Origin of the sequence: Microcoleus anatoxicus (genome assembly GCF_042465725.1) — a bacterium.
GTDB classification, from domain to species: Bacteria; Cyanobacteriota; Cyanobacteriia; order Cyanobacteriales; family Microcoleaceae; genus Microcoleus; species Microcoleus anatoxicus.
Window position 1 is genome coordinate 3,726,418 of the sequence record NZ_CP120853.1, and the last position, 13,617, is coordinate 3,740,034.

The window sequence follows — 13,617 nt, forward strand, 5'->3', positions numbered from 1 at the left end:
GAGATATTTGTTGTAGCATAAAATACACATCTTATTTAAATCTATGCCAGCTCCCAATCCCGGCGATCGCCCCTACCGCCCCAAAAACCCCCGCAACCTCAGTCCCGAACAATACAAACGTTTAACAGCAGAGATAGCCGCTCCCTATCGACCTCTGCGACAGTTGGTCTATATCGCTTGTGGCGCATCTGGCTTCATTGGTGGCTTAGTTTTCCTCGCTAAAATTGCCTCCGGCCAGCAAGTTAGCTCTACTTTGCCCAATTTTGCCCTCCAAGTGGGAGTGGTGGCTCTGATGGTGTTTCTGTTCCGCTGGGAGCAGCGCGCCCAGGGTCAACCCCCAAAACAGAAGTAATAAAATTTTACTAATCTACACAAAAGTACATTTAAGGTAAGGAAAAGTTAAAAAGATAAAGAAATCATTATGAAATCCTGGTTTGCGATCGATCCCTGTCATTATTGAAGAATGGGTTCAATTGGGGTCAGCAAATTTAAAGACCCTAATCATAAACCACTTTTAAGCCGTTCAAATGGGGTCAGCTTTCATAAAGACCCTAAACATAAAAACTAACTTTAGACTCACCGCCAGCCTTCACTTATAGAAGACCTGGTGGTGAGTTTTTTGATGGTGATTCCGGTACCAACGGACAGAATACTATCCGGGTTATTCACCCCCTTTTTGATCTGAGTCGCTAATTTCTCCCCCTCTGCACCTGTAACCCTCTCTCCCCCTCTCCTCCATACAGCAATGAAGGGTTTTTTTACGCGGATTTGATATCGTATCTCCAGAACAGATTTACCTGGGCGGTAAGTAAATAAATATCGCTATAGTCGAAGTGGACAACAATATCTGGGGACTTTAGTATGAGATGGTCATTTTTCCAACAGCGGTGGAGTTTATTTTTAGCCACAGGGGCGGGAATGTTGTTTTACAGCGGTGCTGCGCTGGCCTCTGAAAAGGTAGTCCTCAAATACAGTGTGATTCGGATGACTATACCAGTCAGCGAATTAGAAAGTTTCGCCGAAACTGGAAAAATGTCTTCTGGCTTAGAAATGCTGTTGGGACAAGCTAAACAAGACCCGGAAGCTATTCGCCGCAATCTCACAAGACCGGTGAAAGTCAATCCCAGGTTTTTGGATCGGACCCTGAATAGTAAAGTTGGAGACATGATTCTGGATGAAGTCGGTCAGGTAATTCACACTCCTTCTGGGAATGCAAATAAAGAGGCTTTGCGCGCGGCTTTGGTGCTGTCTGCCAGCAGCGATCATGAAATTACGCTACTGGAAACCATCAAGAATTATCCGACGACTGAAGTTGACGTTGAGGGCGATCGTTTGGTGGAAGCTTATGGCAAACTGGTAGCCTTGTCAGAACAATTGGGCGGTGTTTCCGAACGGCTCCAAGACCTTTTGAATAAGATTCGTCTACCTAGACTTTAGGAGACGATCTCAAATCAGACGGATTTGTTAGTTCGTAAACAGAATGCTTGTCAAGGTTCCGTATTTTCACTTATAAACAAGTTTTTTAACCCAAAAAATAGCACAAGTGTTTCTGTAACTTCAATATAATGAAAGCCGAACCTATGGACATTATGAAATATCTATCTTAAGATATAGAAAAGCATCTCAAATCCCAAGATAACCGTACCTACTAGGGCGGTTGACTGCCATTCAATCGACTTTATTTACTGGATAAAAACTAGCAAAATGAACAACAATCCTATTCGGTCTAAAGACCGCTTCCTCGTATTTGGCTCTCCTGCAATCGAAGATGCTGAAATTCAGGAAGTCGTATCGACTATGCAAACAGGCTGGTTGGGTACGGGGCCAAAGGTTATGCGCTTTGAAAATGACTTCAAAGCTTACAAGGGTTCTGAGTACGCAATTGCAGTCAATTCCTGCACCGCAGGGCTGCATTTAAGTATCCTCGCTGCTTCGTTAAAACCAGGGGATGAAGTCATTACTACTCCGATGACTTTTTGTGCGACAGTTAACGCGATTATTCACGCAGGGGCAACACCTGTACTGGCAGACATAGACCCGCTGACCATGAATATAGACCCAGCGAAAGTAGAAGCCAAAATAACTCCCAAAACTAAGGCGATTTTGCCAGTTCACTTTGCAGGTCGTCCTTGCAATATGGATGCCCTGTGCGAAATTGCTCAACGCCACAACTTGAAGTTAATCGAAGACTGTGCTCACGCCATCGAAACAGAATATAAAGGACGGAAAGCAGGGACTTTTGGCGACTTTGGATGCTTCAGTTTTTATGTCACCAAAAACATCACTACGGGTGAAGGTGGCATGATTCTAAGTCGGAAACAAGAAGACGCCGACCGACTCAAAATTTTGGCGCTGCATGGGATGAGCAAAGATGCTTGGAAGCGCTTCGGCGATTCAGGATACAAGCACTACCAAGTGGTGGAAGTTGGTTTTAAATACAATATGATGGATCTCCAAGCGGCGATCGGCATTCATCAAATGGAACGAGTCGCCCCTTATTGGAAGCGGCGCGAACAGATTTGGCAGCGCTACAATGAAGCATTTGCCGATTTACCAATTACTCTGCCCTCAGACCCAGAACCAGACACAATTCATGCCTACCACCTATACACCATTTTGGTAGATGAAGCCACCGCAGGCATCAGCCGCGACGAGTTTCTTAACGCTATTAATGCTGAGAATATCGGTGTTGGCGTACATTACATGAGTATGGCAGAACATCCTGTTTATCAGGAAATGTTTGGATGGCAGCCGGAAGATTATCCGAATGCTAGCTACATAGGGCGGCATACAGTTAGCTTGCCGATTTCGGCAAAATTAACAGATGCAGATGTGGAAGATGTCATTGCTGGTGTTAAAAAGTGTTTGGCCAAGGGCAAGGTTCTACCTGGATTAGAGGTGACAGCAGGCAAAGCTGCCTAGACTATTAGCCCCACAAGCCTTTAATACCAAATCCGGGCAAAAACCCCCTTTCTTGCTGTATGGGCGAGAGGCAGAAATTAGCGACCCACAGCCCAAATGGGGTGAAAAACCCGGATTTAGTCGGATATCTCTTGGGCTAATCAGTATCTATTGATAGGAATGACGCATTTTAACTTAAGTCTTGGAAGCTCTCAAAAAAATGGCTTGCCCTTGATTTTTCTGCAAAAAAATCTACGGTCTAAAAAAAGACTATAGATAGTTTAACACATTTCAATTTGTCCATTTGCTAAGGAAACAAATCAATAATGAATAAACAAATTGGCTACTTTATCCCTGAATTTCCAGGGCAAACTCATACTTGGATTTGGCGTGAATATCAAGCAATGCTGGATATTGGTATGAAACCTCACATCATCTCAACCCGCCGTCCGCCCACAAAGGTTGTACATACTTGGGCTCAGAAAGCTCAAAGTATCACCGATTATTTAGCCCCCTTTGAACTCAAAGATTTTGTAAATGTTTCGATCGAACTCATCAAAGCTGGTCCCATTGCTTGGTGGCGCTGTCTGAGTGTAATTGCCAATACAAAGAATATATCTTTCGCTCAAAAACTTTACTACTTGGTATTGGTCGTTATGGGTGCAAAGCTAGCTTGGCTTGCCAAAACCCAGGGCTGGTCTCACGTCCACGTTCATTCCTGTGGCAGCGCTGCTAATATAGCCCTATTTGCCTCCATACTTTCCGACATTACTTATAGTGTCGCCCTTCTCGGACAGTTAGAAGATTTTGGGGCCAATCAAGAGCAAAAATGGAAACATTCTGCTTTTGCTTCTGTGATGTCTGAACAACTTCTCCACTCTATCAAAGATGAGCTAGAAGGTTTCTTGCCCAAGGAAGTGAGAGTTTCACCAGTGGGTGTTAATCTCGATGAAATTAAGCGTGAAACTCCCTACACTCCTTGGCAGGAAGGGACTCAATGCCGAATTTATACTTGTGGCCGTCTCAATATAGCGAAAGGACACAAGTACCTGATTGAGTCAATTAAGTTGCTTCGAGAACGAGGGTTTGACGTGCGTTTACAGATTGCTGGGGAGGATGGAAATGCTGGTAATGGCTACCGGAAAGAATTGGAAAAATTCATTGCGGATGAATCAATGTCTGATTATGTTCAACTGCTGGGTTCTGTCTCCGAAGAACGAAATCGGCAAGGTTATAAAGAGGCTGATATTTTTGCTTTACCCAGCTTAAAAGAGGGAATTTCTGTAGCGGTGATGGAAGCAATGGCTATGGAAACTCCCGTGGTAGTTACCCATGTGGGTGGGATGGCGGAACTGATAGATAACGGCGTTGACGGTATCCTGGTCCCGGCGGAAAATCCCGAAAAAATGGCAGATGCGATCGCAAAATTGCTACAGGACAAAGAGTTAGCCTTGAGTCTGACTAAAAAATCACGACAGAAGATTGCTGAGAAATTCCACCATCGGCGCAGTGCTCAGATTTTACTTGATTCCTTGGAGCATCTCAACTAAATTTTGGGGAGATTCAAGCCGGTGATTTTTTGAGTAGGGCTCCATAACGTCCTAGCTCCTGAATAGAAGGAGCTAGGATATTTATATTAATTTTCAAAAGCCCTTGCTGCTGAAAAATCCTTAAATTAACGCCATGTTTGAAGTTGGTTTGAAAGTTATTGGGGCAATCGGAAGCTACTATGGGTTACAACATTTCGCTTCGCAGCACTCAGTAAGCCAAAGTTGCTAAAGTTTCCCGCAAATAGGAGCGAACTTGCTGGTCGATGCTGACATTTGCCTGCTGATTCTCAAAATTTCGCTCTAGCTGCCAGCGTTGAAATCCAGAACTTGCGCCGATCGCTTTTTTGAGACTGCCCCAGATTTGAGAATCTTCGTACAGCTCGATCGGCTCTGCTGCTTGAGGTTCTTGTGCGATCGTTTGTGCATTCGCCATATTTTTATACCTCTGTTTTAATCCCCAGTGAGGACTTAAAGCTTACCTTGACAATTTCCATTATATATTCTTCTCTCCCAATAGCAAATGAAAAATCAAAATAAGCTCAAATTAAAAATTTGATATTAAATGTTAATAATCTCAATAATTTTCAATTAATAACTATGGATTTATTAGCACATTATTTTGAAATCAGCAGTATCTTAAAATACAATTGAATCCAGGGCTGGTTATTTTTTGAATCCTAAATCCCCAATCCCAAATCTCGCCTCGCCACGCTCAAATCCCATCTCCCTCTTCAGGTTTCCCCTTATCCCCTGCCTCGGCAAAAGCGGGTAAAATGCGATCGACCTGCCAGCCTGCGATCGTGAAATCGATCCCAACTTTGTCCAAAACATGAGGCTGTCTCTCTGCAAATTCTGATTCCGGTGTCAGCAATACAGCCAGGACACTAGCAGGGACCTGCAAGAACAAATTGCTAGCTAGAAAAGCCCAAGCAGCCAACAGCAATCCAGCCAATCGCCATTGAGGAGGAAAAGGAGCAACGGAAGCCGCCAGGGGAGAAAATCGATATAGTTGCCACAAAATTACTGCCAGCAAAATAGCCAAAAACAGAGCTAATCCTTGATTTAAGCGAGATTTAAACCCAGCCAGAATCCGCTGCTGTGCATTGGTGAGATTCTGGGGTTTCACCGCCACCACTAAAATACTAAAAATGTAAAAAGGACGGAACCACTGCATCCAGAGCACAGGCCCAATACCTGCGGCCCCAACTAAAAATACTTCTAGCCACACTGGTAGCAGCGGAGAACCCACCGCCAGTCCCAGCCAACAAAGTCCAAGGAAAATCGGCAATGCAGCCATCCCAGCGAGGTGAATCCACAAAAAAGGTTCAGACCAAAAAGAACGCATAAGTAGAAGGAAGAAGGAAGAATGCCCTTCGACTCCGCTGACTGAACCGCTTCAGGTAGAAGGAAGAAGGAAGAATGCCCTTCGACTCCGCTGACTGAACCGCTTCAGGTAGAAGGAAGAAGGAAGAAGGTAGAAGGAAGAAGGAAGAATGCTTAAAACTCAAGGCTGGTAATTAACCAGCCTTGAGTCCCCGATCCACAATTGAGAATCCAAAATTATGCTGAGAGCGTGCGACGTTTAGTCACCATTCGGTAGGCTTCAATCATATCGCCTTGGGCCCAGTCGGTAAACCCATTCAAGGAAATGCCACATTCAAAGCCAGTATTGACTTCCTTAGCATCTTCCTTCATCCGTTTCAGGGAATCGAGGACACCTTCATAGACGACATTGTTGCCACGGCGCACCCGCACCTTGCAGTTGCGAATGACCTTGCCAGAAAGTACCATACATCCAGCCACAGCTCCACGACCGATCGCGAAGACAGCGCGCACTTCGACTTGACCCAGAGGTTCTTCAACCAGTTCGGGTTCCAGCAAGCCTTCCATCGCCCCTTGAATGTCATCCAACAGGTTGTAGATGATGCTGTATTCCCGCACGTCTACCCCTGCTTGGTCGGCTGCTTGGCGAGCGCCGGTGGCGAGGGTAGTATTGAACCCGATTATCACGGCACTACTAGCCGCGGCGAGGTCAACGTCGGTTTCTGTGACTTCCCCAGGAGCAGATAGGAGTAATCGGAGTTGAACTTCTTTTTGAGGAAGTTGGGTCAGAGCGCCGACAATGGCTTCTAGGGAGCCTTGGACATCTGCCTTCAAGATCAAGTTTAGTTCCTTGAGAATGCCTTCCTTAGCTTGTTGAGAGAAGCCACTGAGGCTGATTCTGCCACCTTGCAATAGACGGGAATCTCGTTGGGATGTAGCTCTGCCGCTGGCGATCGCGGCTGCTTCTTTTTCGTTAGCGAAGACATCGAATTCGTCTCCAGCGCGAGGCACTTCTCGTAGGCCGAGCACTTCCACCGCAAAAGATGGAGTTGCTTGTTTTACGTGCTCGCCGCGATCGTCGATCATAGCCCGCACCTTACCCAGAGCAGAGCCTGCGACCACAATATCGCCGACCCGCAGAGTACCGTTTTGGACTAGCAGAGTTGCCACCGGACCCCTTGCCTTGTCCAGGTGAGCTTCAATCACCGTACCCTTAGCCGAGCGATTCGGGTTGGCGTTGAGGTCTTCCATTTCCGCGACTGTCAAGATCATTTCCAACAGCGTATCGAGGTTTTCGCCTCGGATCGCGCTGACAGGAACCATCGTGATATCGCCGCCCCAGTCATCTGCAACCAAGCCGTACTCTGTCAGCTCTTGCTTCACCCGTTCCGGCTGAGCGCCCTCCTTGTCAATTTTATTGATCGCCACCACAATTGGCACTTTAGCCGCTTTCGCGTGACTGATCGCTTCAATTGTTTGGGGTCGCACGCCATCATCCGCCGCCACCACCAAGATGGCAACGTCTGTGACACGAGTTCCGCGAGCACGCATTGCTGTAAAGGCTTCGTGACCTGGAGTATCCAAAAATACGACTTGCTGACTCCTGCCTTCGTGTACCACATCTACGTGGTAAGCACCGATGTGCTGGGTAATACCCCCAGCTTCTCCCTGAGCGACCTTGGTTTTGCGGATCGAGTCGAGCAAGGTAGTTTTACCGTGATCGACGTGACCCATAATCGTTACTACTGGCGGACGGCGTTGGAGGTATTCCAAATCTGTTGCGTCCAGCATATCGATTACTTTGATAGCTGGGGCTACTTTTTCAGGGGTTTCTACCTCTATGCCCATTTCTTCAGCTACCATTCTCACCGCTGCAATATCCAGGGTTTCGGTAATGTTGACCGCAATACCTTTAGAGAACAGGCGCTTGATAATTTCGGTTTCGGGAACAGCAAGAGTAGCTGCGAGTTCCTGAACGGTCATCGGCCTGCTCAGCACCAGTGTTTCTGGACGTTCTACTTTTGTTTCGGCTGTTTTGCCACGATTATTACCCCGTCCCCCACTGGAACCAGAGGAGCTCTTATCGTGAGAAGGGCCCGGTCTCTTGTTTTTGCCACTGCTTCCGGGTGCACCCGGAGTTGGTGTTGATTTGGTTGCTGCTGGTGACTTCGCCTTAGCAGGGCGGGCTAGCGACAGGCTGACCATTACTGGTGCTGGCATATCCAAGCCGTTTTCTAAGTCATCGTCATCCTCGTCGATGGGTTTTAGGCGAGAACGTTTGACCTTACCAGCTTTGGCTGCTTTGCTAGCTGCATCTGGGTTTTCGTCATCATCTTCTTCCCAAATGACCTGTGTCTTTTTGGCTGGCTTTGGCAGCGTCGGCTTAGGAAGGAGAAGAGTATCCAGCAACAACGACGTATCGTCTCCGTCATCGTCTCCGTCTTCTCCGGTGGCTGAGATGTCACCGCCCCGGCTGCGCAGCCCGGCGGCTGAAGTTGCGGGGGCAAGGCTCCGGCGCGGGCCGCCTGGGCTTGGTCGTTCTGCCAGTTGAGTTTTGACGCTTCCGGGTCCATCGAGGCGCGGTCTTTGGGCACGAGATTCGGTACCACCGGCCGCTGGTTTGGTAGGTCTAGTCGGTTTAGCAGGTGCTTCCCGGCTTTCTGCCTGTTCTGATTGTTCTTGCTCAGTTTTGGCAACTTTGATGATCGGCCTATTTCCCTGAGTCAGTTGGGTGCGATTAGCAGACTCTCCGGCGGGTCTGACTGGTGGCGATGTCAGCTTTGCCGACGGCCCGGGAGGGGTGGTGGCAACGCGCTGAATTCGTTCCGGGGCTTTTTCCAAGGACGGTTGGGCTGCTGTGGATCCCAGACCCTCGGTGTTGGTTTCTGGGTCGATATCACCTAGGGTTTGAGGCACTGTTGCTGACGAAGGCGCTGCTGATGGAGCATTCGGCTTCGAGAGTACAGGTCGATTGATATTTGGCTTAGCCGGAGGTTGGAGCTGTTGAGCCGCCGGGGATTTTGGAGGAGTGGCGACGGTTGCCTGGGTTTTTTTTCTCTCCTCGTTCCCCGGCTGCTGGGAGTTTGCACCAGCCTGGGGTCGTACTTTTGGACTGCGTATTTCTAAAATTTGCTGCTTTTTTTGTTGATCGTTAGGATGAGGGCCAGATTCTCTAGATGGCGCTGCTGCTCTTTCGGGGGGAGCTGGCTTGCCGGGGGAAGAGTGGCTGGCGACGTATTTTTCCGCCGTTTTGCGAATGCGTTCTGCTTCTGATTCTGTAATTGTGCTGCTGTGGCTCTTGACTGAAATATTGAGCCGCTCGCACACTGCCAAGATGTCTTTATTATCCAAATTTAGTTCCCGTGATAACTCGTAAATTCTTACTTTGCCGTTGTTCATCCACTCTGCCCTCTGTTATGCCAACCAGTTTTTACATTTTGATTTTTTGTTCTAATGACGACATCATTCGCTGTGATTGATTTCAGTGTCAGGAATCGGGGTTTTGGTACTCTCTCAGCAGTTCCATCTATAAAGATGCAACCTAGCTGAAGTCTGCGATCGGAGAATTCTCAAGTTTTTTTGAGAACTTAGAACTCAGAAGTCTAAGTTTTGGCAAAAGCCGCTTTCTCCAAATTCTTAGTTCCCTTTTCTACCTTGAGGATACCTCTGCTAGTACCCCACCCTTATCTAATCTGACACAAATCTTTCCAGACTGGTGGGCAGATCGGATTGGGGTTTTAGTGGTCGCACTACCGGTAATTACAGGTAGGGCTGCCAAGAGGGTTTGTACGGAGGAAGCCGAGGGTTTGTCGGCTTTGACCTTTAAGAGGCGCAGTCAGAGGTGGCTAAACGCTGCCAAAGTGTTTGGTACAGTTCGTCAGACACAGGCGCTTTGAGCGATCGCCCAAGTCGATTTTTTTTCTGAGCTGCTTTGAGGCATTCTGCTTGCGGACAAAGGTAAGCTGAACGACCCATGCCAAGATCTAATTGTACCTGATGAGAAGGATAGACCCTGACTACTCTCCAAAAAGCTTCTTTTGTAGCTATTTTTCGACAACTTGCACAGCATCGGTAGTTCGGTTTCATCATTTACGATCGGACCCTGGCTTCGGTTTCGTCGATTGTGCCGACATCTTCTGCATCCGATGAACTTTCCTGGTCCTCCTCGAATTCTGCTTCTTCCTCTGCTGCTAGTTGATCGAGTCTAGTCTCTTCTGCTGCCAACTTACTGTCTTCTGCCTCACGATCGTACTTAGCAATATCTTTGATATCAATTTTCCAACCTGTGAGGCGGGCTGCGAGGCGGACGTTTTGACCTTCTTTACCGATCGCCAGACTAAGTTGGTCTTCAGCGACCAAAATGTGTGCTCGCCTGCCTTCTGGCGCTACTAAACGCACTTCATCTACCCTAGCCGGACTCAGAGCATTAGCTATATAAGTTGCGGGGTCTGGAGACCAGCGAATCACATCGATTTTTTCCCCGCGCAATTCGTTAACTACTACCTGAATCCGCGATCCCCGCGCTCCGATGCAGGCTCCTACGGGGTCTACGTCTCGATCGAGAGTATCAACTGCTATTTTAGTCCGGGGACCGACGTGGCGGGAAGGGGGATTTGCCTCTCTAGCTACGGCAACAATTCTCACCACTCCGTCTTCTATTTCGGGTACTTCGTTGGCAAATAAATAAACTACCAAACCTGCGTCTGCTCTAGAAACAAGTAACTGAGGTCCTCTAGTAGAGCCTTCGCCTACTTTTTTGAGGTACACCTTAAATGTAGCATTGGCGCGGTAATTATCATTGGGCAACTGTTCGCGTTTCGGGAGTTCGGCATCTACTTCTGGCTGACCAAAACTGCTAGTGACTGCTAAAATTACCGACTGTCTCTCAAACCTGAGCACTCTTGCTTGAAGAACAGTTTCTTCTAAATCTTTAAACTCTTCTTGAATCATTTTGCGCTGTTGGTCGCGCAGTTTTTGAGCCAGCACTTGTTTAGTCTGGATGGCGGCCATGCGACCAAATTCTTTTTGATTTGGCGTTACGTCTACCAGCACGATGCTACCTGGTTGAGCTTCTGTGGCTACTTCCTGCACTTCGGAAAGTGCTATTTCGTGATCGGGATTGACGACTTCTTCGACAATAGTTTTGTTTGCTAAAACGCGAAAACCTTCTTGTTCTGCATCTAGTTCTACATCAAAATTATCAAAGTATTCTTCGCTGAAATGGTCTAATTTTTGGGTGCGTCGGTAGCGTTCGTATCCTTTGAGGAGGGCTTCTCGTAAGGCTGCTTGAACTGCGTGTTTGGGCAAGTTTCTTTCTTTGCTAATACCTTCGACCATTTCTTTGAGTCCGGGCAGAGGAACCATTGACATATAAAACACTCCTTTTTGTAATTGGGTAATCGGGCATTGGGCATCGGTCATGGGTCTCATCGGTCATCGGCAATTGCCGAGGGTAAATTATGAGTGATGAGGGATTAGTAGAACTCAAGACTCAAAACTTCCTTTTACATCTCTTTTCCTTCGTCTAGTTCAACTTTGGTAATCTGAAGACGGGGAATTTTAATCTGTCGCCCTTTTTGATTGAGATAAACTGTTGTTTCATCCCGACCCACCAGTAGTCCTTTCCACTCTTTGATTCGCGATTCCGGTTCTGCCGCTTTGACTGTGACGGGGAAACCTTTAAAGGTAATGAATTCTCGATCGCTGCTGAGCAATCGGGATATACCGGGACTGGAAATCTCTAGCACGTAGGCATCGGGTATGATGTCGGCTGCGTCTAATTCTGGTTCGAGAGCTATGCTCATCCGCTCGCAGTCGGCTAAACCGATGTCTTGCTGGACGTTGCGGATGTCTATCCGTAAGACTGGTGGATTTTGGTTGGTGTGAAACACTGCTCCCACTACTTCCAATCCCAGTGTTTCGGCAACGGGGGTAGCTAAGTCAATGATTTGTGGGATTAGGGGATGAGTCATATTGAATATTTAAGCTAAAACTCCTGAACTCGGACACGGGCCTGGATCGGTCCTCAACTTGCAAGTCTGATGCCCTGAGCTTTTTTCCTGCGACTAATGCAACAAAAAAAGTGGGCTTGACCCACTGCTTCATAAAACTTACCTAGACTTACCCAAAGCTATCCTTTGGATAATTAGTGTTCACTTCCTACGCTGTTGGGTGGTCGGCCATCCCAAGATAAGTAGGCTAGCCCCCTCAAGCCGAGGGTTGTTCCCAGTTGAAAATGTTCTCTCCTGGCGTTTAAATCGCGGTCAATTGATATACCACAAACAGGACTATCATCAGTCCTGAGACTCAGTAGTAAACTACCCGCCACTAAGCTAACGCTATAGTGGGGGCTTTTGGTAGCCCTTGAGCGATTGCACAAGACAACAACTCAGAACCTCTAGGACGGCTTACACTCGCCCCCAATAATGCAATCATCTTCGAGCCATTTTCGTCTGCATCACCAATCCAACCACAGACTTTATTGCTGCACTTAAATTTCTTCTCGGTTCTGACACCGATATGCAAACAACAATGGCAACTTTGGCTCGTATAGGCTGGATTGACGGCAACTACCTCAATCCCTTCCTTTATTCCTTTGTATTCGAGAAACGTTCTTAACTGATAAAAAGCCCAAAAATTAGACCTTCTTCTTTCAGTCTTGTTTCTGGGTTTAGAGTTAGTCCGTTCGCGAATCCCTGTTAAATCTTCGATTGAAACAAAGGATTGAGTCTGTTTTGCATCATTAATAATGGCTTTTGAGATGTTATGATTTAGCCATGCTTGGTATCTTCCCGCGCGTCCTCCTAACCGTTTCAAAATCTGTCTAGCTCTACGTCTAGATGACCTTGTGCCTTGAGATGCTTTTTTTTGCAAAGAAGCCCGAACACGGCTATACTTATCTCTAGTTTTTTGAATCTCCTTACCTGACCACGATTTACCTGTGCTAGTTACAGCTAGATCACGCCTTCCGAAATCGACACCAATTACGTTAGTTGTTTTTTGAGGTTTCGGAGTTTCCGATTTTAGCTGAATATGGACGTACCAGCAACCATCTTTGTGCAAACAAACTTGAGCCGAAGTAGGATTATGGCCTGTTAGCTTGCCCTTATGGTAGTTACTAGCTCTCAAAGAAACTGTTAACCGCTTGAGAGTTGTAGAAATGCTCACCGTCCAATTTGACTCAACGAAACGAAAAGTCCTAGCATCACAATCAAAGCTAGTGGGCTTAAAGCTCTTGACCTTTTTCCCTTTCTGTTTGGCCGTTAGACGATTGGCTCCTACTCTGGCACAAGCTCTAACAACATGGTTAGCTGTTAGTCCAAACTGTTCTTTCACATCTTTGTAACAGACAGCTTGGATTGAGTTTCTGTTAGTTAGGTTATGATTAACATTTTGATTAATCCAGTTACAAGCTGACGCAAAAGCATAAGCTGTCTCGGACAACAATTGTTGCTGTTCGATACTAGCTTGAAGCTTTACAACTAAAGTCAGGACTTGTTCCATCTCACCAAAAAACTCACTACTATGAGTATAGCTTAATTATTGCCGTTGTGCTGTCGCACGTTTATACTGGTTGCAATTCCTCTCGCCGCTAAACTTCGTTATAGCGGGAGCCTCCTTGCAACATTAAGGTGAAGTTTGAGAACTATCTCCGGTATCAAATATTGCACAATTGTCAAAAAGTTTTTGAGGGGCGGGCCATAAGATCCCCACTCCACAAGCAAATTTACTTTTTGTGCCACAAGCATTTTGCCTGTTGGCAACAGAGGTACAAGCTTTGAGTTCGATCGCAGTTAATCTCAAATCTCAGTTTAGCTCGATCGCCCGCCCAGTGACAAACCCC

The 13,617-nt window shown here is 46.9% G+C and carries 11 protein-coding genes; 4 read left to right on the top strand and 7 right to left on the bottom strand.

Features of this window, described 5'->3' with window-relative positions:
* Window positions 1-43 precede the first annotated feature (43 nt).
* From P2A85_RS16170 to epsE, 4 genes are all read left to right on the top strand, one after another.
* Complete coding sequence (locus P2A85_RS16170) at window positions 44-352, top strand: DUF3493 domain-containing protein (RefSeq protein WP_377473797.1); 309 nt, start codon at window positions 44-46, stop codon at window positions 350-352.
* 509 nt (window positions 353-861) lie between these two features.
* Window positions 862-1,437 carry an alpha/beta hydrolase gene (locus tag P2A85_RS16175; protein ID WP_377473800.1) on the top strand — a complete coding sequence of 192 codons (576 nt, stop codon included), beginning with the start codon at window positions 862-864 and terminating at the stop codon, window positions 1,435-1,437.
* Between the two features lie 267 nt (window positions 1,438-1,704).
* Window positions 1,705-2,922 carry a DegT/DnrJ/EryC1/StrS family aminotransferase gene (locus P2A85_RS16180; protein WP_377473802.1) on the top strand — a complete coding sequence of 406 codons (1,218 nt, stop codon included), beginning with the start codon at window positions 1,705-1,707 and terminating at the stop codon, window positions 2,920-2,922.
* A 305-nt stretch (window positions 2,923-3,227) separates the two neighbouring features.
* Window positions 3,228-4,451, top strand: a complete 1,224-nt coding sequence (epsE, locus tag P2A85_RS16185; RefSeq protein ID WP_377473804.1) for an exopolysaccharide biosynthesis GT4 family glycosyltransferase EpsE — start codon at window positions 3,228-3,230, stop codon at window positions 4,449-4,451.
* Between the two features lie 208 nt (window positions 4,452-4,659).
* Here the strand turns inward: epsE and P2A85_RS16190 are convergent, their stop codons facing one another.
* The 7 genes from P2A85_RS16190 to P2A85_RS16220 all read right to left on the bottom strand — a co-directional run bounded on the left by P2A85_RS16190 (window position 4,660) and on the right by P2A85_RS16220 (window position 13,277).
* The gene (locus tag P2A85_RS16190) at window positions 4,660-4,884 is read right to left on the bottom strand and encodes a hypothetical protein (RefSeq protein ID WP_340524929.1); all 225 of its coding nucleotides are present in this window, start codon (window positions 4,882-4,884) and stop codon (window positions 4,660-4,662) included.
* A gap of 279 nt (window positions 4,885-5,163) precedes the next feature.
* On the bottom strand, window positions 5,164-5,796 hold the full coding sequence (locus tag P2A85_RS16195) for a low-complexity tail membrane protein (RefSeq protein ID WP_377473806.1): 633 nt from the start codon (window positions 5,794-5,796) through the stop codon (window positions 5,164-5,166).
* A gap of 215 nt (window positions 5,797-6,011) precedes the next feature.
* Window positions 6,012-9,173, bottom strand: coding sequence for a translation initiation factor IF-2 (gene infB / locus P2A85_RS16200; RefSeq protein ID WP_377473808.1), 3,162 nt, complete (start codon window positions 9,171-9,173; stop codon window positions 6,012-6,014).
* 423 nt (window positions 9,174-9,596) lie between these two features.
* The gene (locus tag P2A85_RS16205; protein ID WP_377473810.1) at window positions 9,597-9,863 is read right to left on the bottom strand and encodes a YlxR family protein; all 267 of its coding nucleotides are present in this window, start codon (window positions 9,861-9,863) and stop codon (window positions 9,597-9,599) included.
* The gene (gene nusA, locus P2A85_RS16210; protein ID WP_377481531.1) at window positions 9,864-11,144 is read right to left on the bottom strand and encodes a transcription termination factor NusA; all 1,281 of its coding nucleotides are present in this window, start codon (window positions 11,142-11,144) and stop codon (window positions 9,864-9,866) included.
* Between the two features lie 134 nt (window positions 11,145-11,278).
* The gene (rimP, locus tag P2A85_RS16215; RefSeq protein WP_377473812.1) at window positions 11,279-11,746 is read right to left on the bottom strand and encodes a ribosome maturation factor RimP; all 468 of its coding nucleotides are present in this window, start codon (window positions 11,744-11,746) and stop codon (window positions 11,279-11,281) included.
* Window positions 11,747-12,101: 355 nt separating this feature from the next.
* Window positions 12,102-13,277, bottom strand: coding sequence for an RNA-guided endonuclease InsQ/TnpB family protein (locus P2A85_RS16220; RefSeq protein ID WP_377473814.1), 1,176 nt, complete (start codon window positions 13,275-13,277; stop codon window positions 12,102-12,104).
* Window positions 13,278-13,617 lie beyond the last annotated feature (340 nt).